Below are 25,788 nucleotides of genomic sequence, written 5' to 3'. Positions count from 1 at the left end.
ACCATTTGGCCATTGAAAAATAACCAAGAGGTAAAAACATGAGCGCGATTGAAGTGACAGACAAAGCTATCGTAGCGAACTCTGCAAGCCCACATGTCAAGCTAAAGGCCACCAACTTTGGCGACTGTCAGTGGACCAACGGATTCTGGGCTGAGAAGACTCAGAAAGCCATTGAGACCATGATCCCATACATGGGAGATGTGTTGTGTGGCGACATTGGTCATGCCCTGAACAACTTCAAAATTGCCGCTGGCATGAAAGAAGGTGAACACAAAGGTATGTATTGGCATGACGGTGACTTCTACAAGTTCATGGAAGCGAAAACCTATGCCTATGCCCTGACTAAAAACGAGTCACTGCTCAAAGAGTTGGATGAATACATCGCGATTCTGGCCAAAGCGCAAGAGCCTGATGGTTATCTGCAAACCCAGATCCAATTGCGTGACGATGCCGACCGCTACGAAAACCGTAAATATCACGAGATGTACAACACTGGCCACTTGTTGATTAGTGCCTGTGCTCACTATCGCTTGACAGGTCAGCGCAACTTCCTCGATTTGGCAATTAAACACGCCGATCTGCTCTACACCATTTTCTTCCCAGATACCAAGCACTACCAGCGCTTTGGTTTTAACCAAACTCAAATCATGGGCTTGGTCGAGCTGTATCGCACTGTCGGCGACGACAAATACCTGAAACTGGCACAGAAATTCATTGACCGCCGCGGCACCTATGAAATCGAGCACGACTCGACCACTATCGGCTATCCGATTGGCGACATGGTCCAAGAACGCACGCCGCTGCGCGAAGAAACCTCGCCCGTTGGTCACGCGGTATTGGCATTGTACTACTACGCCGGTGCGGCTGACGTTTACGCCGAGACGGGTGAAGAAGCGCTGATCACAGCCCTCGATCGCCTGTGGGAAAGCGTGACGCAAAAGAAAATGTACGTCACCGGTGCAGTCGGCCAGACCCACTATGGCGCGTCAGTTAACCGCGACATGATCGAAGAAGGCTTCATTGACGACTACATGATGCCGAATCTAACCGCCTATAACGAAACTTGTGCCAACTTGTGTAATGCCATGTTCAGCTTCCGCATGCTCGGTATTCACGGTGATGCCAAGTACGCCGACATCATTGAATTGGTCATGCACAACAGCGGCCTGTCCGGCATCAGCGATGACGGTAAGCACTATTTCTATGCCAACCCGCTGCGGATGATCAACAACACCCGTGATTATGATGCCCACGCCGATGTCACCGAGACACCAAACCGCGAAGGCTACCTATCATGCTTCTGCTGCCCACCAAACCTAGTGCGGACCATTTCTAACCTGTCAGGTTGGGCGTACAGCATTGCTGAAAATGGTGTTTACGTGAACCTCTATGGCGGTAACAAGTTAGCCACCACCATGCGTGACGGCACAGCATTGAAACTGTCTCAAGATACCGACTACCCATGGCAAGGCTTGGTCAAACTCACCGTTGAAGAGTGTAAATCAGCAGCCTTTGACATCTGCTTGCGCGTACCGGGCTGGGCCGCTGGTGCTGAAATTACCATCAATGGCGAAAAAGCCGGTATTGAGGCCATTCCAGGCACCTATGCCGTATTGAACCGCGAGTGGAAAGCTGGTGATGTGGTTGTGATCGACATGCCAATGGAAGCCACCTTCGTCGAAGGCCATCCTCGCATTGAGGAAGTCCGTGGCCAAGTCGCGGTTAAACGCGGCCCGCTGGTTTACTGCGTGGAGTCCCCAGACTTACCAGCTGGCACCGAGATCCTCGACGTCTACATTGAAGGCGATGCTGATCTCAGTGCAGTCCATAAAACTGATTTCCTTGGCGGCATTACCACCATTGATGCCAACTTGTTATTGCGTCCAGTCGAGAAAGAGAGCATGTACCGCGCTGTGACGAAACCCGTTTGGAACGAGCAGCGTGTGCAGCTGGTTCCTTACTTCGCCTGGAGTAACCGAGGCGACGCCGAAATGACCGTCTTTATGCCGGTTGTTTGGAAGTAGTGTTCTAGGGACCTTGTCCTACTTTCCCCCCACACCTTTGCCGCTCAGTTTTCTGGGCGGCTTTTTTGTTAGGGGTGTCGGCTACGGCAAACAAGGAACAAAGCACACAAGGCAAAAACTTACCCGAGTAACGAACTGATTAATACGTTAGCGAAGCGTCGCTGGCATGGAAGCCAGCGCCGAGCCCACACGGACGTGTTTACGGCGACTGAGCGTTGTCTTAATCGGTTTGTTGCCAACGCTACTTCGCTAACGCCTTGTGCCCTTTATTTTCAAGACAGTTTAACTAGGAGCAACAAACCTCATGAAACAAGGATGGATCATACTAACCGCAGCACTACTATTTGGCTGCGCATCAACGTCTGAAACAACGTCCACTTCCAGTCAATCGGTCCCACAATTAGCTGAACAGTTTCAGTCAGTAAATCCAATCGTTCGTATTGAACCTAAATACCCTAAGCGCGCTGCTGAAAAACGTAAGTCCGGCTGGGTTCACTTGCGCTTTGATATATCGACACTCGGTGCAGTGCAAAACATCCGCGTGGTTGACTCTTACCCCAAACGCTATGGATTTGAAAAGAATGCTGGTGAGGCTGTTAAACGCTGGAAATACAAACCGCTGTGGATCGATGGCAAAGCTGTGGTCAGAAAAAACCACGAAGTAGTGGTTAGTTTTGATCACAACGCGTCAAGGCCAAATAAGCCAACCGTTAGTGACAACTTAATCGAAAGCACCATCGTCGATATTGAGACGCTCACTTGCCGAGAGTTCAACTCGATGGCTTTGGTCTATAAGTTTGTTGACAAAGGCCGGTACAAAGCATTGTTGTTTGCTTCCTTCCTCTATGGCTACACCGCTGGGCAGAACTTAAGTACCCAGTACCAACCCAAGCAATTCAAAGCAACATTCGAAAAGCTACAAAACGTCTGCCAGTCAGATCTAGACCAGCCGCTACTGCCAGCGCTTAATTTAGCTTACCACCAGCTTCTAGAAACATAACCAAGCTGCTGCCCCCTGATTCTAGCGGCGAAAACCTTAACACGGCGCTATATCTAGCGTGCCCTTGCTGACGTCAACATTTGTTTTCGCTGTCGGCGGCGAGTAACAAAGAGCACAAGGCAAAAAACTGGATCGAGTAACGAACCGATTAATACGCTAGCGAGGCGTCGCTGGCATGGAAGTCAGCGCCGAGCCCACACGGATGTGTTTACGGCGTCTGAGCGTTGTCTTAATCGGTTTGTTGCCAACACTACTTCGCTAACGGCTTGTGTGTTTTGTTTTCATTGCACTTTAACTAGGAGCGACAAAACTCACTAAACCGATTCAACAGCTCCAGCCTAGCGAAGCCACTCCAACATCCCGTTCCAAAACAATTCGATGTGTAAATTTAGCGCCAGTGTGGTTAACTTGGCAGCGATAAAAAACAAATCTAGATCGGGATTGGCTTGCTGAAATGATTCAAGGTACTTGGTGGAATTGGGCACATCGAATTGCGGGTGCGATAACGCTATCGTTGGGCATTCTGGTGATAATCGGCTGGTATACCCACAACGAGCTGCTAATTCAAATCGACCCGTCGTTTGTCCCCATGCAGTACAACACAGCACTGGGTTTTGTCGCATCGGCCATTGCCCTACTTTGTGTTCGCTCCGCCAAGACTGCCGGCTTCATGTCGGTGTTTTTGATTGTGCTAGGCTCCTTGACGCTGACTGAGTACATCGCCGGCGTTGATTTGCACATCGATCAACTGTTGATGGACCACTATGTCGACATCAACACCTCCCACCCAGGCCGAATGGCGCCCAACACCGCATTGTGTTTTTTGCTCTTTGGCATCGGCTGTTTCATCGTCTCTCGCACTCACAATTATCCGTGGAAATTATCGAATTCGGCGATAGTCGCCTCGCTGGTGTTTTCTCTTGGTTTTATTGCCTTTACCGGCTACTTAATTGGCATCGATACCGCCTATGGCTGGGGTAAGCTCACCAAAATGGCGGTGCACACCTCGTTTGGCTTTGTCATTCTTGGTCTTGGTCTACTGGCCTACACCGTCAATGCGTTATCACCGGAGAGTAAAAAGCCATTACCGACCTGGCTACCATGGCCCGTTGGCATTGGCTGTATGTCACTGAGCATCGCCGCGTGGCAGGCGCTAAAGTCCCACGAATATAAGATGGTTGAATTACTCGGCTCATCAGCCAATTCGTTTGCCGATGAAGGCGTACTGTTCTTTGGCATTATTGCTACGCTGGGGCTCACCTTAGCCATTCGAACCAGCTTGTCAGCCAACAAACCCGAGGACAAAAAACTCAAAGACTTTGCGCCACTAGTTGCCCTGTTCTTTGGCTTTGCGCTCTCCGCTTTGCTTTACACCATTCTTGATAAAACCGCGTTCGAAACCACCAAAGCACGCTTTGAGGCGGCTGCGCAAAGTCACGCTAGCGCGATTACTCGTGGCATCACCGCCTACACCGAATCGCTTTACGACATCGAAAAGCTATTCAATTCATCACGCCACATTTCTCGAGAAGAATTTGCCAGTTATGTACAACGTAACTTGAAAATTCAGCCAGGCTTGTTGGGTTTGCAATGGTTACCAAGAGTCAGTGGTGATCAGCGCACGGTGTTTGAGCAGCACATTAGCGAGCTCTATCAAACCCCGCTAACGATTCGGCTGTTTGACGGTCAGAATTACATCGAGATCGGCAATAAAAAAGAACATTACCCAATTCTCTACACAGCGCCTTATGAACCAAACCAAGGCGCCATTGGCATTGATGTGACCTCGCATCCACATTCTCAGCCGGCGGTTTACAAGGCTATAGATAGCCGCGCACCAACGGCGATATCACCACTGAACCTGGTGCAACTTAAGGATCGCAAAGACGCCGTCGGTGCGGCAATTTTGCTCGCGGTGTACCACAAAGGAGAAACCTTAGGTCATGTTGCTGACCGTCGTAGCGCCATTTTAGGTATTGCTGCGGCAACCATTGAAGTGGGCACCATGATTGAGGATATCCTCGACAATTATTCCAAACCCGGTGGTATCCACATGCGCTTTGTCGATATCACCAACCCGACGGATCCGCAGCGGTTATACACTCACGCCAGTCGCTATCCTGGCGCCACCGCGCCGCCAGACGTATTCGATTTGTCGTTAGAAAACATGCACGCCGAAAACATCATTGCATTCGGCGATCGCCAGTGGCAGATGATTGCCATTCCGGCGCATCCATCACTTTACCCCACTTGGGATCCAACCAGCTTAGTGCTGCCCATGGCGGTGATTTTGCTGACCATATTGCTGTTTGTTTACCTGCGTCATTCGATTCGACAGGAACAAAAGCAAAGCCAGTTGATCGATGAAGTGAAAAAATCGCGGCAAAAACTCACCGAAACCCAAGAGCGTTTTGAGCTATCAGTGCGTGGTAGTGGCGACGCCTTATGGGAGTACGACTCGCGCAGTGGTGAAAACTGGTTCTCCTCTCGGTTTACTGAAATTCTCGGATATCTGCCAGGCGAGCTGCCCAATACACTTGATACTTGGCGCGATCATGTTCATCCCGACGAATTGGAAATGGCCAATACCGCATTTCTCGCCCACCTCAGTGATGATGTGCCGTACGATATTGAATATCGCATGCGCACCAAGTCGGGCGCTTATCGCTGGTTCCGCGCCCGCGCTAAATCGTTGCGTAACGCCAGTGGCGAAGCCTATCGAACTAGTGGCTCGGTGACCGACATCACCACCCGCAAAGAAATGGAAAACCGGCTGGCGCGAGCGAAAGAAGCGGCCGATCTAAAAAACAAAGCGTTAGAAGAACTGACCCGCGACTACAAAGCAATCCTCAACTTCTCCAGCGACTTCTTATTTATCAAAGACGCCCAGCATCGGTTCAAAGCCCACAACCTCAACTTTGGCCATTTAATTGGCGTCGACTCGGTGTTTGGTGCCAAAGGTAAAACCGACTTCGACGTATTCCCCGCAGAGGACGCCAAAGCCTACTATGAAAATGAACGTAAAGTCATCGAGCAGGGCGAGCCACTCATCGATCATCTCGAAAGCTACCTTCGACCCGACGGCTCTACCGGCTGGGTGAAATCCAATAAGCGCCCCATTTACGACGATCAGCAAAATATTGTTGGCTTATTTGGCTTTTCAGCAGAAGTCACCGAGCTGATTGCAGCCAAGAAGGTGGCCGAAGAAGCGACCCAAGCTAAATCCGACTTCTTGGCCAATATGAGCCACGAAATTCGAACCCCGATGAATGCCATTATCGGCATGTCGCACATGGCCCTTGGCACCGATCTGGCGCCCAAGCAACGCAACTACATTGAGAAGGTCCATCGCAGTGCTGAGAGCCTGCTCGGCATCATCAATGACATTCTCGATTTTTCTAAAATCGAAGCCGGTAAGCTCGAACTGGAATACATCGACTTCCAGCTCGAAGATGTCATGGAAAGCCTCAACAACCTGCTGGGCTTAAAAGCCGAAGAAAGCGGTGTTGAGCTAATGTTTGACCTGCCATGCGACTTACCAACCGCGCTGATTGGCGATCCGCTGCGACTCGGTCAAATCCTGCTGAATTTGGGCAGCAATGCTATTAAATTTACCGAGCCAGGCGGCGAAGTAGTGATTCAAGCGCAAGTGAAAGAGCGCGCCAAAGATGAAGCAGTGCTACAGTTCTCCATTCGCGATAACGGTATTGGCATGAACAGTACCGAGCAACAGCGCCTATTCGAGTCCTTCAGTCAGGTTGACTCGTCAACCACTCGCAAGCATGGCGGCACCGGTCTTGGTCTGGCAATTTCCAAACAGCTGGTGTCATTAATGCAGGGCGACATTTGGGTTGAAAGTGAGGCCGGCCAAGGCAGCACCTTTTCGTTCACCACTTGTCTTGGGTTGCAGGAAAATACCCAGCAACCAAGCCTCAAACAAAGCAAAGATTTGGATGATCTCAACATCTTGATTGTGGATGACAACAGCTCATCGCGGTTAATCCTGCGTAACATGCTGGAGACCTTTGGCTTCGCGATTGATGAAGCAACCAACGGCACAGATGCCATTGCCATGATTGAAGCTGCCGATAAGTCCAATCCTTACGGGTTAGTGTTGATGGACTGGCGGATGCCAGGCATTGATGGCATCGAAACGGCGCGTCAAATCCAGAACGATCCCAAGCTGCAATCGGCACCAACGGTGATCATGGTCACCGCCTACGGCCGTGAAGAAGCGCAACTCGAAGCCAAGGACGTCAACTTAGCCGGCTTCTTATCAAAGCCGGTGATGCCATCGACGCTACTCGATACCATGTTGCAGGCCCTTGGTCATGGCGTGGTTGCTGACTCCCGCAGCTCGACCAAGCAAGAAAGCATCAAAGATGCTATCCGGCGTCTTAATGGCGCAGAGATCTTGCTGGTCGAAGACAATGAAATCAATCAGGAGTTGGCAGTGGAGTTGCTGCGCAGCCACGGCTTAACGCCGACCGTTGCCAACAACGGTCAAGAGGCGTTGGACTTACTCAACGAGCGCCAATTTGATGGCGTGTTAATGGACTGCCAAATGCCGGTGATGGATGGCTACACCGCAACACGAGCAATTCGCGCCCAGCAACGCTTTAGAGACTTGCCCATTATTGCCATGACCGCCAACGTCATGGCCGGCGATCGGGAAAAAGTACTGCAAGCAGGCATGAATGATCACATCGCCAAACCAATCAATATTAACCAGATGTTCCAGATCATGGCGCACTGGATCACGCCGAGCAATCGCAGCCAACAGAGCGATCAACAGAGCAGCCAACAAGCCCCCGAGATCGAGCTACCGCCGCTGACCGATATTGATATCAGCACCGGCTTGCAAGTATCAATGAACAACAAAGTGCTCTACCGCAAGCTGTTGAACAAGTTCTATCACAATTACCAGGACTTTGAGCCGAGCTTCAAAGCGGCCTTGGCTGAACCCGATCTGACCACCGCCACGCGCCATGCCCACACCCTGAAAAGTGTCGCCGGGAGCATTGGCGCCAAAGGCGTACAAGAGGCGGCCAAAGAGCTCGAAGCGGCATTGATTGATGGCTTGGCGCCTGAGTATGTCGAGCGCCGGTTGCAACAAGTGATGCTAAAACTGGCACCAGTGCTCACCTCGCTGGCCCAACTGCAAGCGGAGCCCAGTGCCTTGAGCGAGCAGCAGCGCCAGCAGTTGCTTGAGTTACAGGATCATTTGCAGCGCTATGACGCCGCAGCAATGTCACTGCTGGAGCAGTTAATACCGGCATTGGCAACAACCTTACCGGAGCTCAAGCAAATTGCCGAGCAGGCAGAAAATTTTGAATTTGATGAAGCACTGAGTACGCTTGCACCACTGCTTAAACGATTAGCGATTAGCGATTAGCAAATAAAAAGGTATAAGTAAGCCATGATGAAACCCAGAACGATTGCAGGCGTGTGCCAACAACAGGTCATGTCAGCGATTCGCGGCAGTCGGGTACTTTTTGTCGAAGACAATGAAATCCATCAAACCTTGCTGCTGGATATTCTGGCGCGCGCCGACATTCAGGTGGTACTGGCCGAACATGGCCAACAAGCGCTCACGGCGCTCAGCCAACAAGGGGTTGATTTAGTCTTAATGGATTGTCAGATGCCGGTGATGGATGGCCTCGAAGCCAGTCGCCAGATCCGACAACAACCGCAATATCAGGCGCTGCCGATTATTGCCCTCACCGCCGCCACCGAAACCGCGGAAATCGAGCAGGCCCTAGCATCAGGCATGAACGCGGTTGCCAGTAAACCGGTCGAGCCAGAGCAGTTATTTGCGTTGCTTTATCAGTGGCTGCCCGACTCAGCAATCCGCAGCGCCAGCACCAGTTATCTCGATCGGCCGCGAGTCATCGCCTTTAGCGAGCAAAGTGACCAGCCAATCGCAGCAATCCTGACTGATTTTAACAGCCAATGCGTGCCCCAAATGATGGCACTAAAAAAAGCCGCCGCCAGCGGACAACCCACTGCTTTGGCAGCGGCAGCACAGCAAATTGAGCAAGCCATTGGACCTATCGCCGAGGCCAGTTTCACCGCCCAAGCAGCGCAGCTGGCACAACAGGCCGAGCAATTATCAGCGCAGCAAGTCAACGACATCTGCCAGCAGCTCATCAGCGGCTACCAGCAATTGATTAAAGACATTCGCAGCTGGCAGCAATCGCTGCAAGATGCCGAAGCGAACCACTCAGAACAAGCAACAAGCGCACTGGATTTATCGGCCCTTGAAGGCATTGATGTTGAAGCCGGCCTTAAACGCTGTGGTGGCGATGCCCAGGTGTATCGCAATCTGCTCGTTAGGTTTGCAGAGATGTACAACGAAGGATTGCCAGAGCAGTCTGCCGAGCTCGCTGGCTATATCCACGGGATGAAAGGCGCGGCGGCCTATTTGGGGATCACCGCCATTGTTGATCTGGCAGTCAGTTTGGAACAACAAATCGCCGCATCAGGCCAACCTGAATCCGGCCATTTGGCCCAAGCTTCAACCCGCATCCAACAGATTTGCCGCCAGCTTGGCAATCAGTTGTAAGAGGTTTATTCGGCTTCCAATACTCGAATTGAAATAGCGGAAGCCGATGTTCGGTTATCAACGCCGAGCTTTTTGAAGATTTGCTCCAGATGCTTGTTGACCGTGCGCGGACTCATCGACAGGATTTGAGCCACTTCCCAGTTGGTTTTGCCAAACGACACCCAATACATCACTTGCGATTCGCGCTTAGTCAGTCCTAACTCTTGTTGTAGTGCTTCTGCGGTTTTGGTTTTCTTCGGCGTCACCAAACGGATCAGCTGATAAGCGCCCTCATGTTCTCCGGAATAGAAAGCTTTCATTGGCGGATCAAACGCCTGTAGCTCCAACCCTGAGGCTTTATCTGATTGCGTCAACCACGGTGCTAATTGCTGTTCAATTTGCTGCCATGCCCGCTCGGGTTGTTCGGTCAGCGTGCCCACCAGCTCCTGAGTGTTGGGCGTCGCCCATTGCATTTGCCCTTGGTTATCAACACAAAACACGTACTGGCCGCTGTAATCCAACGCAGCTTGCGCGGTTTCGGCAAGCTTGGCGTTCTGGCAGTGGACTCGAATGCGGGCCAGTACTTCATCCGGCACAATCGGCTTGGTGACATAATCGACACCACCGACTTCAAAGCCTTTCAGGACATGCTCGGATTCCGTCAGCCCCGTCATAAAAATAACCGGCGTTTGCGGCAGTTTGGTTTTCAGTTGCCGGCAGGTATCAAAACCGTCCATTTCCGGCATTACCGCATCCATCAACACCACATCGGGCGTGACCCGCTCAACAATGGTAAGCGCTTGCAAACCATTCAAGGCCACCAATACGGTTAAGCCCGCGTTGTTGAGGGTGACATTAAGCATGCCGAGCGACTCTGGCGAGTCGTCAACGACCAATACGATGGAGCTGTTAGTTTGCGCTAGGTTCATGAATCAAGGTATCTAGGTATTGAGTAATATTGACGAAATTGCACTGCTTTAAATCAGCATCGAGGCGCTCAATAAACTCGCCGCAAATCGCCTGATCTTTTTCTAAATCTCGAAACGCTTGGCTGAATGCACTCATGTAGCCAATTTCCGCCCAGCCTTTGAGTTGTAATAACACCTCAACCGGAGGAATTTGATCGCCGCGCAGTTGCTGCTTGCTTTGGTTGCCTTCATCGTCGGCAAAAATCCAATCCAATTTCAGGTTGCGCTCTAAGGTTTCGAGTAAGGTTTCAAGTGCCACGGGTTTAGTGATGTAGTCATCATGTAGCTGAGCAATCATGCTCTTTTGCTCCATTTCCAGAGTGTTGGCGGAGAACATCACGATCGGCGCAGTGACGCCAGACTGGCGCAGTTGTTGCGCCAGCTGCCAGCCCGATAAGCCCGGCATCTGAATATCGAGGAAGTACAAATCAAAGGCCGATTGTTTGGTTTGCCGCAGGCAATCCGCTGCATCTGGCGCTTGCGCGATGGCAAATCCCAAAGGCTGCAACATGTGATGAAGCAGCTCACGTTGGGCGGGCTCATCATCAACCACCATAATCTTGAATGGTCCGCCCTGATAGCCAATGACAGTCGCAGAATGCAGTTCCGCACTGGACTCAGGCTGCTCAATTTCAGGCAACATCAAGCTCAAAGTAAACGTACTGCCCTTACCGAGTTCGGTATCACAGCGGATCTCACCGCCCATCAACTCAGCCAAGCTATTGGAAATGGTCAGTCCCAAGCCGGTCCCTCGAATGCCTTTGGCGGACGAGTCCTCGCCACGTTCAAAGGGCTTGAAGATACGCTCAACATCCTGCCGTGCGATACCAATACCGGTATCGGCAACAATAAAGCGCGCAACATCACTGCGGAAACTAACGGTTAGCTTCACGCTACCTGAGTCAGTAAATTTAATGGCATTGTTCAGCAGGTTAATCAGGATCTGGCGTAAGCGCTTTTTATCAGCGGCAACATAGGATGGCAGGCGGTCACTGATCTCAGCAGTAAATTCAATGCCTTTGCGCTGTGCTTGCAATTGGAACATATCGACCAACTGCTTCATCAAAGCACGGACATTGAATTCATCGCGCGCCAACTCCAAGCGCCCCGCTTCAATCTTTGAAATTTCCAGTAAGCCTTCGAGCAAATCCGACAAATGCTCGCCGCTGCGCTTGAGAATTTGGGCATAGTCGCGCTTCTCTCGACTCAATTCATTGTCATTACACAGCAACTGGGCGTACCCGAGTAAGATGTTCAACGGGGTGCGTAATTCGTGGCTAATCCCCGCTAAGTAACGACTTTTCGCCTGATTAGCGGTTTCCGCTAAGTCTTTGGCATATTGCAGGGCTTTGTGGGTTTCTTGGTGCGCTTCGACTTCCTCGGCTAGTAAGCGAGCATGGGATTGCACTTCTTTCATGGCCACCATGCCGCTAGAGCGCGCCAACACAAATAGCCAACTGACCACACCAATAAGAATCAATAGCAAGAAAAAGGCTTTGGTGAAGGCCCAGAAAATTGGATCTTCGGCGTAATACATCCGGTGCGGCAGTTGCGCGTAGGCGAGCGTCAGGATCACCGCCATGATGATGCTGATAGTGGTCATCACCAATAAAAACTGGCCGAGCGATGATGACAACCGAGTCATCCACGCCGGACTCAAATAGGGGCTGAACCAGCGTTTGAACTGCGCTGCCAAGGTCGCTTTCGGACGGCACTTATCACCGCAGCGAACATCAAGCGAGCAACACAAAGAGCAAATGGGCGCAGAATAAGCCGGACACCAGACCATGTCTTCGTGCTCAAATTCCAGCTCGCAAATGCCGCAGGTGCTTTGTGGTTGATCGATCGATAAAATCTGATTCGAGCGCACCAGATAAAACCGGCCAGCGGTCCAATACGCGATCGCAGGCGCCGTGACAAATGGAATAACAAAAGCGAGATATGACGCCAAGGCTTTGGCCACTTCGCCAAAGCAGTTCATATGCGCCAAAAAACCAACCACCGAGGCGATGATCATCGAGCCCAGCCCCACAGGGTTGATGTCATAGAGCTGCGAACGCTTAAATTCAATGTGTTTTGGACTCAAACCCAACGGCTTGTTGATAATCAAGTCGGCAACCAAGGTACCAATCCACGCCAGTACCAGCACGGAGTAGACCTGCAACATGCTTTCAATGGCTTGATAAACACCCAATTCCATTAGCAGCAAGGCGATGGTGACGTTAAAAAACATCCACACCACGCGGCCCGGGTGGCTGTGGGTCAGTCGCGAGAAGAAATTTGACCAGGCTAGCGAGCCGGCATAAGCATTAGCAACATTGATTTTTAACTGCGAGACAATGACAAATACTGCCGCCAGCAGCACCCCTGCTCGCGGGTTATCGGTGACGTAACTGAACACCACCTGATACATGTGCGCGGGGTCGTCAGCCAACGCCGCAGCAACGCCATGTTTAAGCGCCAAATAAGCCAGAAAGCTACCCAACACCAACTTTGCAGCGCCAACAAACATCCAGCCGGGACCGCCCAAAATCACTGCGCTCCACCACTTCAACTTGGTGGTTTTCTCTGGCTGCGGCAAGAATCGCAGAAAGTCGACCTGCTCGCCGATTTGCGCAACCACCGAGAGCAACACCGCCGATGCGGCACCGAACATGAGTAAATCAAAATGCTGACCGCCGACGCCGTCAACACCGGCAAAGCTAAGCCACTCATCCACTCGGCTATCGGGATGAGTAAAGACGTAAAACAACGGGATCAGCTGCATCAGCAGCCACAGCGGCTGGGTCCACAACTGAAATTGACCAATCCGACTAATGCCGTGCATCACCAGCGGGATGACCACCACGGCGCTGATGATATAGCCCACCACCAGCGGGATCCCCAACAGCAATTGCAGCGCCATCGACATAATGGCGGCTTCAAGGGCAAAGAAGATAAAGGTAAAGGAGGCGTAAATGAGCGACACCACAGTAGAGCCGATGTAGCCAAAACCAGCGCCACGACTCAATAAATCGACATCAACACCGTACTTAGCGGCGTAATAGCTAATCGGCAAACCACTAATAAACACCACGCAGGCAACCGCGAATATCGCCCACAGCGCATTGGTCACACCATAGTTGAGGGTAATGGCACCGCCGAGTGCTTCAAGCACCAGAAATGACACGGTGCCCAGTGCAGTGTTGGCGATCCAGCCCGACGACCATTTACGCGCTCGCTTGGCGGTAAAACGCAAGGCAAAGTCTTCTTGCATCTCATTGGCAACGAACTTGTTGTAGATCCGGCGCGTGACAAGGACTTTTTGCATCTGTTGGCGGGGCTGTCCATCAGCGGACAGATTTGCTTCCTGCGGCATAGGGTAACTTCATTCCTAAGTCTATTGAGTCCGCGTGTTTTCGAATATGCGTTATTTAACGTAGCCCTATGCGCCGATCACCTGATTGGCCCCATTGCCCTTTCCTCGGATAGTAGCCACAAGCCGACGTTGCTGGTTCGCGAATCACTTTCATCGAAGAGTCGCCAGAGCCTGAAACGTTAGCGACAAAAACACTCTGCGAAGGTTTTTAACCAACAAACAACATAACATTTTTCAGGAGAAATAGCGTGATGAAAGGCTTTCAGAAGAACGCACTCGCTCTAGCAGTACTCATGGCAAGCCCAATGGCCAATGCCTTGACCGCCGATGAACTTGCCGCTCAATTCGACAAATTCAGCATTTCTGGTTTCGTCGACATGTCGTACTACTACGAAGACCCAGATAACGCGAGCTCAGACTCTAGCGCAGCGCTCGATCAGGCCGAAGTTCAACTTGGCTATGCCCTGACCGACCAACTCAGCATCCACGCTGACATTGAGTGGGATGACAACGGTGATGGCGAGGAAATGCACCTCGAGCAAATGACCATCAACTATGCCTACAACGACCAATTCTCCGTTAAAGCCGGTCGCTTCCTGAGCTACTCTGGTTGGGAAACTGAAGATCCAACAGGCTTGTACCAGTACTCGGGCACAGGCTACGCAAAGTACTTCTACGGCGGCTACCAGCAAGGTGTGTCTGGCCTGTATAGCGGCGGCATGTTTAGCGCGGCAGTATCCTTGGTCGCAGACACCGGCGATCTCAAAGGCGAAGGTAGCGATTTCTCAAATCCAGCCGTTGAAACCATGCTGGCCTTCAACCCCATCGAATCGGTCACAGTGAAAGGTTTCTACCTTGCCGATAAGAACGACGCCACCGGCGAAGACATTAGCATGATTAACGTCTGGGCAAGTTATGCCGCAGGCCCAATCACCCTAGCTGCGGAATACAACACCTCAGAAGAAACCCCTGCTGCGACCGCAACTGCCGGTGGCCCAGGTGCTGATGCCGATGGTTACTTGTTGATGGCCAACTACGCCTTTGACAAAGCCGGCATCACCTTGCGTTACCACGCTTGGAACGTTGAAAACGATGATGGCGATAAAGTGGAAGACATCAGCGGTTTCACCATTTCACCAAGCTATGCCGTTAACGATTACCTGCTGATTGTTGCTGAATACCGCATGGATACCGACGACGCCACTGACGTCGATACCGACAGCTTTGCGCTCGAAGCGCTGCTGACTTTCTAAGCACTCGCCCAACCCCACTCGTTAAACAAGGATAATGACGATGAACCTGAAAAAATTAATGTTAGCTGCCGCCATCGCCGGCAGCATGAGCGCCGGCAGTGTGATGGCGGATGAAGACACCATCAAAGTAGGCGTGCTGCACTCACTCTCTGGCACCATGGCCATCAGTGAAACCACCCTCAAAGACACCATGTTGATGCTCATTGATGAGCAAAACAAAAAGGGCGGCCTGTTGGGTAAAAAGCTTGAAGCCGTGGTCGTTGACCCAGCCTCAAACTGGCCACTATTCGCCGAAAAAGCCCGTGAGCTGATTGAAAAGAAAGATGTTGATGCGGTATTCGGCTGCTGGACATCGGTGTCGCGTAAATCAGTCCTGCCAGTATTCGAAGAACTCGACAGCCTGCTGTTCTATCCCGTTCAGTATGAAGGTGAAGAATCATCGAAAAACGTCTTCTACACCGGTGCAGCGCCAAACCAACAGGCCATTCCTGCGGTTGATTACCTGATGGACCAAGGCGTCAAACGCTGGGTACTGGCTGGTACTGACTATGTCTACCCGCGTACCACCAACAAGATCCTCGAAGCCTACTTGAAAGACAAAGGCGTACCAGCATCAGACATCATGATCAACTACACCCCGTTTGGTCACTCTGATTGGCAGTCGATTGTTTCTGACATCAAAAAGTTCGGTTCTAAAGGCAAGAAAACAGCCGTCGTTTCAACCATTAATGGTGATGCTAACGTGCCGTTCTACAAAGAGTTGGGTAACCAAGGCATCAGCGCCGATGAAATCCCAGTGGTTGCTTTCTCGGTCGGTGAAGAAGAACTGTCTGGTATCGACACCAAGCCTCTGGTGGGTCACTTGGCCGCTTGGAACTACTTCATGAGCGTTGAATCAGACGTCAACGAAGAGTTCATCGAAGCATGGCATGCCTTCATTAAAGATGAAGATCGCGTCACCAATGACCCAATGGAAGCGCACTACATCGGCTTCAACATGTGGGTTGAAGCAGTGAAAAAGGCCGGCACCACAGACCCAAGCGTGGTCGGTGATGCGCTGATTGGTGTTGCAGTCCCTAACTTGACCGGTGGCTACTCGGCCATGATGCCAAACCACCACATCACCAAGCCGGTGTTGATTGGTGAGATTCAGGATGATGGTCAATTCGAAACCGTTTGGAAAACTTCTGGCTTAGTCGCAGGCGATGCTTGGTCTGACTTCCTGCCGGGTTCGAAAGACTTGATTTCAGATTGGCGCGCACCTTTGTCTTGCGGTAACTACAACGTTAAGACCTCGAAGTGTTCAGGCCAGAACTACTAATCCTGAACACCGTTGAAACACCCTTTACCGGACTGGCTTCCGGTCCGGTAAAGGTCAGTCGTTCATCAAGTTCTACTCCTTTTCAGTTGGAAAGGAATCACACGTAATGTGTACACCTGGATTGATGGCTCCGAGAGGCGCCATCCTTTTTCCGTTTAGTGGCTCTGGAGGATTACAGATGTTACTTCGAGTACTTTGGGTAAGCTTGCTGCTTGGATTTGGACTGGCAACCAGCATTGCCCGGGCAGATTCATTTGAGCAAGGATTAGAACAATTAAAATCCAAGGACTTCAGCCATATTGAACAAGGCATAGCTGCCATTGCGAGCAGTGGTAATGCCAACACCGAATTGGTCCTGAATCTATTACTCAATGGCGAACTCTATCGCCTGAAAAAAACCGATGAGTTGGTTGTCGTGCAAGGCAAGCAAGATAAGAAACTTATCATCGTCAACTTGTTCGACGACAGCGGCGCTTCCGCTCAAACCGTCAGCAAACGCAAAATTAAAAAGGTGCGGATTAATAACAACATTCGCGCCAGCCTAAAAGCAGCATTGGCCTCGTTAAAACTGTCAGCGGCAGAGCCAGAGCAACGTCGTCAAGCCGTCAACCAATTGATCGGTAAACTGACACCTGAGCTGTATCAAACGCTCTCTCAACGGCTCGACGTTGAGTCAGATAGTTCTGTGCAAGAACTGATTGCCGTCGCCCTCGCCGTCACCGACTTGAACAGCGCAGATAGCGACTCAGCCGTCCAACAAACCGCCGTTGCCACCTTATCTGACAGCCTACAACCGGCTGCCCGCAACGCACTGGCGCAGTTTGTTGAAACAACCGATAACGCCATACTCAAAAGCCAAGCCAGTAAAGGCTTGCGTAGTATCGATGAAAAGCGCAAATGGGCTGGCCACGCCGAAACCTTATTTTTTGGCTTGAGCCTTGGCTCGGTGCTCGTTTTGGCGGCAATTGGCTTGGCCATTACGTTCGGCGTGATGGGCGTGATTAACATGGCCCACGGCGAGCTTATTATGCTCGGCGCTTACACCACCTATGTGGTGCAGCTACTGATGCCAGACAATATTGCCTTATCGATTCTGGTGTCGATTCCAGCGGCCTTTTTAGTGTCCGCCTTTGTTGGCATTTTGATTGAACGTGGCGTCATTCGCTTTCTTTACGGTCGGCCTCTGGAAACCCTGCTGGCGACTTTTGGTATCAGCCTGATTTTGCAACAAGCCGTGCGCTCGATTTTCTCGCCGCTAAACCGCTCGGTGGCAACGCCTGAGTTTATGAGTGGCGTCATTGAGATTAATCCAGTACTCAGTCTGACCCTTAACCGCCTGTACATCATTGCCTTTTGTCTCATTGTTTTTGCCCTGTTGTTTATGCTACTGCGCTACACCCGCTTGGGGATTGAAGTACGTGCAGTTGCCCAAAACCGAGCCATGGCCCGCGCTATGGGCGTTCGCTCGGAGTGGGTTGACGCCATGACCTTTGGTTTAGGCTCGGGCATTGCCGGTGTCGCTGGGGTTGCCTTAAGTCAGCTCACTAACGTCGGGCCAAATTTGGGCCAGGCCTACATCATCGATTCCTTTATGGTGGTGGTGTTCGGCGGCGTGGGTAACCTTTGGGGCACTTTGGTTGCTGGTTTATCTCTGGGTGTTGCTAACAAGATCATGGAGCCTTGGGCTGGCGCCGTGCTGGCGAAGATCTTGGTACTGGTATTCATCATTCTCTTTATTCAAAAACGGCCACGTGGATTGTTCCCTCAGAAGGGCCGTTCGGCTGAGGGCTAAGTTATGACAACACATCCACAAATGTATGAAGGCATTTTCAACAAAAGCACCATTCGCTTTTTGACCGTGTTAATTGTCGTGGCACTTGCTGTGCCACTACTCAATGCGCTGGACAGCTCAAACCCACTGCATGTATCGACCTACACCATGACGCTGATGGGCAAGTATTTGTGCTATGCCCTACTGGCAGTTGCCGTGGACTTGGTCTGGGGTTACCTAGGTATTTTGAGCCTCGGCCACGCCGCCTTTTTTGCCCTTGGTGGTTACGCCATGGGCATGTACTTGATGCGTCAGATTGGCGACCGCGGCGTTTATGGCGACCCACTATTACCGGATTTCATGGTATTTCTTAACTGGCAAGAGCTGCCTTGGTTCTGGTACGGATTTGATCAGTTTTGGTTTGCTGCCTTGATGATTGTATTGGTGCCTGGCTTACTCGCTTTTGTCTTTGGCTGGCTGGCCTTTCGCTCGCGGGTGACTGGCGTGTATCTGTCGATCATCACTCAAGCACTGACCTATGCCCTGCTACTGGCCTTCTTCCGCAATGAAATGGGCTTTGGTGGTAACAATGGCCTCACTGACTTCAAAGACATCTTGGGCTTTGATCTCCAGTCCGATGCCACCCGCATGGCCCTATATGTTGCATCAGCAATAGCGCTGGGCTTGGGCTACATCGCTTGCCGGATGATTGTCACCAGTCGCCTTGGCCGAGTCGCAGTCGCCATTCGCGATGCCGAAGCCCGCACCCGCTTTATTGGTTACAAAGTTGAGAACGTCAAACTATTCATCTTTGTCGTCTCAGCGGTGCTAGCCGGTGTTGCCGGGGCGTTATATGTGCCGCAAGTTGGCATCATCAACCCGTCGGAGTTTTCGCCGCTTAACTCGATTGAATTGGTGGTTTGGGTCGCTTTGGGTGGTCGCGCGACACTTTATGGCGCCGTGGTTGGTGCCGTCGCCGTCAACTACGCGAAAACCTATTTAACCGCCGCCATGCCAGAGATTTGGCTATTCAGCCTCGGCGCTATGTTCGTGTTGGTGACCTTGTTCTTGCCCAAAGGAGTGATGGGGATATTGCAGCGCGAGCGGCCAGACAATGACGATAGCGACGGTAACAACTTGGACAATGGCAACGATTTGGATAACTGCGGAGTAAAAGCATGAGGCTCATCGAAGAATTTCAGCATCGCGACAAGGTGTTCGATTTCATGATGCCGAACACCAGCCCAGCATTAGACGTTGGTCAAGGTTACCTGCTCTATTTAGAAGATATCAGCGTCAGCTTTGATGGTTTCAAAGCCATTAACAAGCTCAACTTATACATTAACGAAGGCGAGTTGCGCTGCATCATTGGCCCCAATGGCGCGGGTAAAACCACCATGATGGATATCATCACCGGCAAAACCCGCCCCGATGAAGGCTCAGCTTGGTTTGGCCAAAAAATCAATTTGCTGGAAATGTCGGAGCCAGAAATTGCCCAAGCCGGTATTGGTCGTAAGTTCCAAAAACCAACCGTGTTTGAACAGCAAACGGTATTCGCCAACTTAGAGCTGGCGATGACTGGCCCTAAAGGCGTATTCACCACCTTGATGGCAAAACTCAGTTCATCGCAACTTGACCACATTGATCACGTGTTGGGCCAAATTGGTCTCAAGCAACAGCGCAACCTGCTAGCAGGGGCGCTGTCTCACGGTCAAAAACAGTGGTTAGAAATCGGCATGCTGTTAATGCAAAACCCGAAACTGTTGCTGGTGGATGAACCAGTGGCCGGCATGACTCACCAAGAAATGGATCGAACCGGCGAACTGCTGACCTCATTGGCAGGCGAGCATACCGTGATTCTCGTTGAGCACGACATGGACTTTGTCCGTTCGCTGGCCAATCAAGTCACTGTGCTCCATCAAGGCTCAGTGCTTGCCGAGGGCACCATGGACCAAGTGCAAAGCGACGACAAAGTCGTTCAGGTTTATCTAGGAGAGTAGTCGCGATGAACAGCATGTTAAGTATTCAACAGCTCAATCAATTCTATGGTCAAAGCCACACCTTGTGGGATCTTGATTTAGAAGTGGAGCAAGGTAAATGCACGGTTTTGATGGGCCGCAACGGCGTCGGCAAGACCACCCTACTGCAAAGCATTATGGGCTTATTGCCAGTCAAAAGTGGTGAGATTATTTATCGCGGACGTGGCATGGAAGTGGGCTTGCAAAAAATGTCGTCGGAGCGCCGAGCCACCTTAGGCGTAGGCTACGTGCCACAAGGCCGGCAGATTTTTCCATTGCTGACAGTCGAAGAAAATTTGCGCATTGGCTTACCTGCCCGTCCTGATAAGCTGCGACAAGTACCAGAATTCATCTTCGACATGTTCCCGGTATTGAAGCAAATGCTGAGCCGCAAAGGGGGTGATTTGTCCGGCGGTCAGCAACAACAGTTGGCCATTGGCCGAGCGCTGGCAATTAAGCCTGAGCTGCTGATCCTTGATGAACCCACCGAAGGTATTCAGCCCAACATTGTCGCTGAAATTGGCGATATTATTCGCAAACTCAACGAGGAAATCGGCCTGACCGTGCTGTTAGTCGAGCAAAAATTGCCATTTGCCCGTAAAGTAGCGGATAACTTTTGCTTGATGGATCGAGGCCGTCAGGTTGCCAATGGCGACATCGGCGATTTAGATGAACAGCTGGTGAAGCAGTATCTGACTGTTTAACCTGATAGCAGCCCAGTGGTAGGAAACCGCCTTTCGATGACTGATTATTTGAATGCAATCAATAACAACCAAGCCTCTGAAGCCGACCAGCAGCGCCACTGGCCGGCTTGGATTGCCCTAGGGTTTGACCAAGCGCGGGGCAAAACCCGAATGAATCAAATGCAGTTCGCTGGGCCTTTGCGCGTGCAACGGCCATTTTACCCAGAAGGCGAAACCAGCCATGTCTATTTGCTGCACCCGCCTGGCGGGCTGGTATCCGGCGATGACTTGCACATTCAGGTTGACTGCCAGCCTCAATCTCATGCCCTACTCACCACGCCTTCGGCGGGCAAAATCTATCAAGCCGATTCGGCCAATATTGAGCAGAAGCAACGCGTCGACATCAGCGTCGATAACGCCAAATGCGAATGGCTGCCAATGGAAACCATTGTCTTCGATGGCGCCCATGGTTTTCTCAACACTCAGATCAACCTTTATGGCGATGCCCGTTTTATTGGTATGGATGTGTTTTGCTTGGGTCGCACCCACAGTGGTCTGCCGTTTGAGCAAGGAATGATTGAACAAAGCTTCAATCTCTATCACAACGACAAACCATTGTTGCTCGATCGCCAGCGATTGGGCAGTCAAGATCCGCTCATTGAAGCGCTGGTTGGTTTTAATAACTGTACGGTGTCCGGCACCTTAGTGGCATTTGGTGCCGATGCACCAGAGCAACAAGTTGAGCAACTGCGCCAAACGATGACTGACATAGAAGAGGAACGCTGCATTAGCATCACCCAACGGCTTGACTTGATTTTGGTGCGCTATTTGGGCAATTGCTCAGAGCAAGCACAGCGCCTGCTGCGGCAATGCTGGCATATCTTGCGACCGGCGATTATTGATAAAGCGCCCTGTGTGCCGCGGATTTGGAACACCTAATAACAAACCGACCATAGGCCCATCTTGATGATTCGAACAGCAACGAACAACGATGCCAACGCCATTGCCGCAATCTACAACCACTACATAGAAAACACCGTGGTGACGTTTGAAGAGCAGCTTGTTGATGAAGCGCAAATGGCCGAACGGATTCAGCGGGTCCAGCAACAAGGACTACCATGGCTAGTGGCGACTATCGACGATAAGGTGGTCGGTTATGCCTATGCAACCCAATGGAAAGAACGCAGCGCTTATCGCTACTCGGTGGAATCAACTGTCTACTTGGACCGCAGCTATCACGGCAAAGGCTTAGGCACCGAGCTTTATCAGGCACTCATTGAGCACCTTAAACCGCTTGGCTTCAATAGTGTGATTGGCGGCGTAACACTACCTAACCCAGCCAGCGTTGCGCTACATGAAAAGTTAGGAATGGAAAAAGTCGCTCACTTTAAAGATGTTGGCCTTAAATTTGGCCAATGGCTGGATGTCGGTTATTGGCAGCGAACATTGCATACCGAGGGAGATAGGCAGAATGGTACTGAAAATGGCCGCTAGCGCCGATGTCGATTGCCCAACTTGTTAGACAGCTGGTTTAACTAGCTTGTTATATTCCATTGACTAAAATCTACCTTGAACCATCTATTTCAGGGTGGCCAACTAAGCGCCCCCAGAAAGCTATGAGTCCAACCCCCCTTCGGACTTTTTCCGCCCACAAAACTCCAATCAAGATGCCTGGTGTAATGAAAAACAGCATTACTAAGCCAAATGAAAATTCAACCATTTGAAATACCGCGACACCTAAAATTGACGAGACTAAAACCGGAGAAGCTATCACCCCAAGCCAGAGTAATGAAACGACCAAGAGGCCAAGTAGTCTGATCATTTAACAATCCTTTGCATGATGGAATATCAACGCTTTGCTAACGGGCGAGCATTAGCAAGTCCGAGCCAGCGCTTTTCGCTGGCATTTTTGTTGAGTAACTTGTTATGCAAACTTATTTTTTACCTTATGAACTGATACCCAATCAATATGAGCTTTTAGCGCTTCGAATTCTCTCAAGTCAATATGGCGATTCTTTAACTCTCTCTCGCAACGAGATAAATACTCTTCGATAGCTGAAAGTATACCGCTATTGGTTTTATCCCAAATTTCACTTTCAGCAGCCAACTTATGTGCTTTGAATTCAAATTCCTTCTTTCTTGTTTTAACTTTTCGTCGTGGCTTAGTACTCCAATACTCACCTCGAACTTGGCTGCCCATAAAGAAAAGTTTTATATGCCCAATGATTTCATTAAACTCCCAATCTCCCCCATAAGAGGAACGATGGCTTCTTTTCCAGTTTTCAACTAAATCGGGGTTGTTCTTTCGAAAGTCCTCGTCCCAAGTGCTTGAGACAAGTTTTTCGAAATCTTTGTTCATTTCTGAATAGTACTTATCTTCAGGTAATCGATAGACTGGAATTACTATAAAATAATCATCGAATATCACGTTCTATCCTTGTTTGCATAACAGTGTATTGCTGCGAATTAGCAGTAAGCCCGAAATTCGCAATACAATTTTTCAATTGATTCATTCCTAATTTTTCAATCAAGAACAAGGAGGTAGGTGAGCGAGAGCGCAGCTTTCGAACCAATCCTTGGTGTGGAAAGTGAGAATGAAAAATTATGTAGGTCTATGTAAGCACATTAGTCGATGCTAAATTGTGGTTCAAATCATAAAGATAAAAACTGCCACTTTGGGGAGCGGAGAGCTAACCCGTCACATCAAATTGAAGGCCACTTAAAACCGCCGTTGGTCGGCTGTTTTTTGTTGGTAGTCGGTTTAGCTGAGCGGCGTTGTTTGCTTTGCTCTTTAGGCCCTGCATCACCACGATATTTAAGTTGCATGCCTTTTAGCAGGTTGCGGATCACTTGATCTTTGCACTCGCGAAAATGTTTATGGTCTGGTCTGCGGCTAAAGGCGCTGAGCTCATGTTTACTTAAATTAAATCCAACGCTGCTGAGCAATTCTAGAATGTCTTCGGCTTTCAAGTTAAGCGCAATCCGAAGCTTCATCAAAATCAGATTATTGGTCAGGCGGCTCTCAGGTTGAGGTTGCTCGCCCTCGCGCTTGCCGCGTTTGTCATTGATCAAGCCATTGAGAAAAGTGGCTAAGGTTTTGTCATTGCAGGGCGTAAAAGCTGGATCATCGTCGCGCTTTAGCCAGCCGGAAACTTGCTCTCTGGTGACCTGCAAGTCGGCCAATGCAAACAGTTCAATGACCTTGGCATCATTGAAATTAAAGATGTATCGAACACGGCGAAGGATGTCGTTATTGGTCATTTTGGGGGCTACATGAGTGCATTACAGCCGCCATGATACCCCGTGCGCCAAACGACTAAAAGCGATCAGGCTGTTGCATTGATGGGCTCGGCCATAGCTGCGGCATAATCCCGTTGCGATGCGATTTGCGCTGCTAAGCCGGCGACTCTAGCCGGCGGTAATGCTTTCGTCACAGGTAGATAGTGATCAGTGAGCTTGTCACCTAGCGCCTCGCCATCAATCACGTTGAGTCGAGCTAAGTCCGCTAATATCGCATCGGATGCAGCCAGTGCTGACGATGCTTTGACAATCTCTGCGCGAGCATAGCCATCGCAGCAAAACGACACATCTGCCGCCCGTAATCCTGGGTCTGAGCCGGGGATCTGCTGGGCGCCAAACAGTGGTTTAGTGCCCACTTTGGCGTTGGCAAATGGTGGAATGTACTGCGCAACATGGGCAATCGCCGCTTGAGTTCGACTTTGCACTTCCTGCGCTGGCCAATGTTTTTCAATCTTATGCAAAAAGGGTTGCGCCAGCTTCGGCTGAGCACTCTCGGCGCAGGCTGCCACTAAACCATCTTCAAACAAGGTAATGGACTTGGTCATGCCATGAAGCTGGAAAAAACCGTTTGCATAAGGCGTCAACTGCGCCATCCCTTGCGGCGTGCCGCGCTCGCCATGAATGATAACTTCCGGCCATTGGCCGTCGGCGTCATGCCAATAAGCAACATAAGCGGCTTTAAACTCAACCATGCGCTGGCGCGGCTGCTGCAACAAATCATCGATTTCGCCGGTTTGGAAGCCACATGCATTGACTACGTAATCGACATCCCAATAACTCAGTTCGCCCGATTCTGAGCGGCTAGTCAGACGCCACTGGGCTGACTGAGGCGACGAGTGACCAGCGCGGGGCTGCCGTTCAATGGCGATAATCCGATGCTGCAACCGAAGCTCGCTGCTGGCTAACTTGGTCATTGCCAACGACGCGGTGGCAGCGAGACGAAAGGCGTTTAAGCCATATTCCTGCACGAGAAAAATTGGAAATTGCAGGGCATCCAAATCCATCGATTTGGCTACCGGAATTAACCAGTCATCAAAATGTTGGGCAAATTTAGGCGTGGCGCGCTGAGCAAGCTGTTCTAGCTGTTCACGCTCATAAGCTCGGAAATAATGCTCAGGTTCGCCCAGTACCGCATTGGATTCATCTTCATCAATCAATGCCTGATAATGCGCCTGCAATTTATGTAATCGCGGCAATAGCGCAGCAGGTTGACTTTTGTCAGTAGTTGGCAAGGCAATGACGGTGGGGCGCCAATCAACACAGTTGCGGTAAACCTTGAGGGTATCAATCGACTGCTCAAGTAACGCAAAACATTGCTGATCTGAAATATCACGATAGAGATTGCCGCCAGCGTGCAAATGGCACATCGGCGGGCCATTGACCAGGCTTGGGCCTTTATCAAACAGGATGGTTTGAATGCCTAGCTCAGACAGTCTTAATGCAATCGTCGAACCCGCCATACCACCGCCAATTACGGCGACTTTCGGCTGCGTCTGTGGAGCAATGTTTGTTAACACCAATTGAACCCTAAGCAGATGTAGATGCTAG

The 25,788-nt window shown here is 50.7% G+C and carries 18 protein-coding genes; 12 read left to right on the top strand and 6 right to left on the bottom strand.

The features are described 5' to 3' along the window. The first annotated feature begins 38 nt into the window (after positions 1-38). From IC617_RS02730 to IC617_RS02715, 4 genes are all read left to right on the top strand, one after another. The gene (locus IC617_RS02730; RefSeq protein ID WP_191143446.1) at positions 39-2,024 is read left to right on the top strand and encodes a glycoside hydrolase family 127 protein; all 1,986 of its coding nucleotides are present in this window, start codon (positions 39-41) and stop codon (positions 2,022-2,024) included. 304 nt (positions 2,025-2,328) lie between these two features. Continuing rightward, a complete protein-coding gene (locus IC617_RS02725; protein WP_191143445.1) occupies positions 2,329-3,024 on the top strand; it encodes an energy transducer TonB in 696 nt (231 codons plus the stop codon). 454 nt (positions 3,025-3,478) lie between these two features. Further along, positions 3,479-8,419, top strand: a complete 4,941-nt coding sequence (locus IC617_RS02720; RefSeq protein WP_191143444.1) for a CHASE domain-containing hybrid sensor histidine kinase/response regulator — start codon at positions 3,479-3,481, stop codon at positions 8,417-8,419. Positions 8,420-8,443: 24 nt separating this feature from the next. Beyond that, entirely contained in the window at positions 8,444-9,589 is a 1,146-nt protein-coding gene (locus tag IC617_RS02715) for an Hpt domain-containing response regulator (RefSeq protein WP_191143443.1), read from the top strand. 5 nt (positions 9,590-9,594) lie between these two features. Here IC617_RS02715 and IC617_RS02710 read toward each other — a convergent pair whose 3' ends face one another. Both IC617_RS02710 and IC617_RS02705 read right to left on the bottom strand, forming a co-directional pair. Further along, entirely contained in the window at positions 9,595-10,497 is a 903-nt protein-coding gene (locus IC617_RS02710) for a response regulator (RefSeq protein ID WP_191143442.1), read from the bottom strand. Beyond that, the gene (locus IC617_RS02705) at positions 10,478-13,846 is read right to left on the bottom strand and encodes an ATP-binding protein (RefSeq protein WP_224745742.1); all 3,369 of its coding nucleotides are present in this window, start codon (positions 13,844-13,846) and stop codon (positions 10,478-10,480) included. The genes IC617_RS02710 and IC617_RS02705 overlap by 20 nt, the downstream gene beginning before the upstream one ends. 299 nt (positions 13,847-14,145) lie before the next feature. Here IC617_RS02705 and IC617_RS02700 point away from each other — a divergent pair, with 299 nt between their 5' ends. The 8 genes from IC617_RS02700 (at position 14,146) to IC617_RS02665 (ending at position 22,434) form a co-directional block, all read left to right on the top strand. Beyond that, positions 14,146-15,147 (top strand): porin, encoded by a 1,002-nt coding sequence (locus tag IC617_RS02700; protein ID WP_191143669.1) that lies wholly within the window; start codon positions 14,146-14,148, stop codon positions 15,145-15,147. A gap of 40 nt (positions 15,148-15,187) precedes the next feature. Beyond that, positions 15,188-16,468: an urea ABC transporter substrate-binding protein gene (gene urtA / locus IC617_RS02695; protein ID WP_191143441.1), complete on the top strand. Its 1,281-nt coding sequence runs from the start codon at positions 15,188-15,190 to the stop codon at positions 16,466-16,468. A 178-nt stretch (positions 16,469-16,646) separates the two neighbouring features. After that, positions 16,647-18,260: an urea ABC transporter permease subunit UrtB gene (gene urtB / locus IC617_RS02690; RefSeq protein WP_191143440.1), complete on the top strand. Its 1,614-nt coding sequence runs from the start codon at positions 16,647-16,649 to the stop codon at positions 18,258-18,260. A gap of 3 nt (positions 18,261-18,263) precedes the next feature. Continuing rightward, a complete protein-coding gene (urtC, locus tag IC617_RS02685) occupies positions 18,264-19,421 on the top strand; it encodes an urea ABC transporter permease subunit UrtC (protein WP_224745741.1) in 1,158 nt (385 codons plus the stop codon). A 44-nt stretch (positions 19,422-19,465) separates the two neighbouring features. Then, positions 19,466-20,239 (top strand): urea ABC transporter ATP-binding protein UrtD, encoded by a 774-nt coding sequence (gene urtD / locus IC617_RS02680; RefSeq protein ID WP_255522909.1) that lies wholly within the window; start codon positions 19,466-19,468, stop codon positions 20,237-20,239. Between the two features lie 14 nt (positions 20,240-20,253). Further along, a complete protein-coding gene (gene urtE, locus IC617_RS02675) occupies positions 20,254-20,961 on the top strand; it encodes an urea ABC transporter ATP-binding subunit UrtE (RefSeq protein WP_191143667.1) in 708 nt (235 codons plus the stop codon). 36 nt (positions 20,962-20,997) lie between these two features. Then, the gene (locus IC617_RS02670) at positions 20,998-21,879 is read left to right on the top strand and encodes an urease accessory protein UreD (RefSeq protein WP_191143438.1); all 882 of its coding nucleotides are present in this window, start codon (positions 20,998-21,000) and stop codon (positions 21,877-21,879) included. A 27-nt stretch (positions 21,880-21,906) separates the two neighbouring features. Continuing rightward, complete coding sequence (locus IC617_RS02665; protein WP_191143437.1) at positions 21,907-22,434, top strand: arsinothricin resistance N-acetyltransferase ArsN1 family B; 528 nt, start codon at positions 21,907-21,909, stop codon at positions 22,432-22,434. Positions 22,435-22,504: 70 nt separating this feature from the next. Here IC617_RS02665 and IC617_RS02660 read toward each other — a convergent pair whose 3' ends face one another. The 4 genes from IC617_RS02660 to IC617_RS02645 form a co-directional block, all read right to left on the bottom strand. After that, positions 22,505-22,762, bottom strand: a complete 258-nt coding sequence (locus tag IC617_RS02660; protein WP_191143436.1) for a hypothetical protein — start codon at positions 22,760-22,762, stop codon at positions 22,505-22,507. 102 nt (positions 22,763-22,864) lie between these two features. Further along, positions 22,865-23,368, bottom strand: coding sequence for a hypothetical protein (locus IC617_RS02655; protein ID WP_191143435.1), 504 nt, complete (start codon positions 23,366-23,368; stop codon positions 22,865-22,867). 275 nt (positions 23,369-23,643) lie between these two features. Beyond that, the gene (locus tag IC617_RS02650) at positions 23,644-24,201 is read right to left on the bottom strand and encodes a YehS family protein (RefSeq protein WP_191143434.1); all 558 of its coding nucleotides are present in this window, start codon (positions 24,199-24,201) and stop codon (positions 23,644-23,646) included. A gap of 65 nt (positions 24,202-24,266) precedes the next feature. Beyond that, a complete protein-coding gene (locus tag IC617_RS02645) occupies positions 24,267-25,757 on the bottom strand; it encodes an FAD-dependent oxidoreductase (RefSeq protein WP_369410352.1) in 1,491 nt (496 codons plus the stop codon). Positions 25,758-25,788: the final 31 nt, after the last annotated feature.

The sequence above is a fragment of the Neiella litorisoli genome, assembly GCF_014773395.1.
GTDB classification, from domain to species: Bacteria; Pseudomonadota; Gammaproteobacteria; order Enterobacterales; family Neiellaceae; genus Neiella; species Neiella litorisoli.
Note: the sequence above shows the minus strand (reverse complement) of the source record. Positions and strands in the feature narration are given on the sequence as shown.

Excerpts from the sequence above, each read along its gene's own strand:
- IC617_RS02730 (WP_191143446.1), top strand. The coding sequence starts at position 39 with ATGAGCGCGATTGAAGTGACAGACAAAGCTATCGTAGCGAACTCTGCA.
- IC617_RS02725 (WP_191143445.1), top strand. The coding sequence starts at position 2,329 with ATGAAACAAGGATGGATCATACTAACCGCAGCACTACTATTTGGCTGC.
- IC617_RS02720 (WP_191143444.1), top strand. The coding sequence starts at position 3,479 with ATGATTCAAGGTACTTGGTGGAATTGGGCACATCGAATTGCGGGTGCG.
- IC617_RS02715 (WP_191143443.1), top strand. The coding sequence starts at position 8,444 with ATGATGAAACCCAGAACGATTGCAGGCGTGTGCCAACAACAGGTCATG.
- IC617_RS02710 (WP_191143442.1), bottom strand. The coding sequence starts at position 10,497 with ATGAACCTAGCGCAAACTAACAGCTCCATCGTATTGGTCGTTGACGAC.
- IC617_RS02705 (WP_224745742.1), bottom strand. The coding sequence starts at position 13,846 with ATGCAAAAAGTCCTTGTCACGCGCCGGATCTACAACAAGTTCGTTGCC.
- IC617_RS02700 (WP_191143669.1), top strand. The coding sequence starts at position 14,146 with ATGAAAGGCTTTCAGAAGAACGCACTCGCTCTAGCAGTACTCATGGCA.
- urtA (WP_191143441.1), top strand. The coding sequence starts at position 15,188 with ATGAACCTGAAAAAATTAATGTTAGCTGCCGCCATCGCCGGCAGCATG.
- urtB (WP_191143440.1), top strand. The coding sequence starts at position 16,647 with ATGTTACTTCGAGTACTTTGGGTAAGCTTGCTGCTTGGATTTGGACTG.
- urtC (WP_224745741.1), top strand. The coding sequence starts at position 18,264 with ATGACAACACATCCACAAATGTATGAAGGCATTTTCAACAAAAGCACC.
- urtD (WP_255522909.1), top strand. The coding sequence starts at position 19,466 with ATGATGCCGAACACCAGCCCAGCATTAGACGTTGGTCAAGGTTACCTG.
- urtE (WP_191143667.1), top strand. The coding sequence starts at position 20,254 with ATGTTAAGTATTCAACAGCTCAATCAATTCTATGGTCAAAGCCACACC.
- IC617_RS02670 (WP_191143438.1), top strand. The coding sequence starts at position 20,998 with ATGACTGATTATTTGAATGCAATCAATAACAACCAAGCCTCTGAAGCC.
- IC617_RS02665 (WP_191143437.1), top strand. The coding sequence starts at position 21,907 with ATGATTCGAACAGCAACGAACAACGATGCCAACGCCATTGCCGCAATC.
- IC617_RS02660 (WP_191143436.1), bottom strand. The coding sequence starts at position 22,762 with ATGATCAGACTACTTGGCCTCTTGGTCGTTTCATTACTCTGGCTTGGG.
- IC617_RS02650 (WP_191143434.1), bottom strand. The coding sequence starts at position 24,201 with ATGACCAATAACGACATCCTTCGCCGTGTTCGATACATCTTTAATTTC.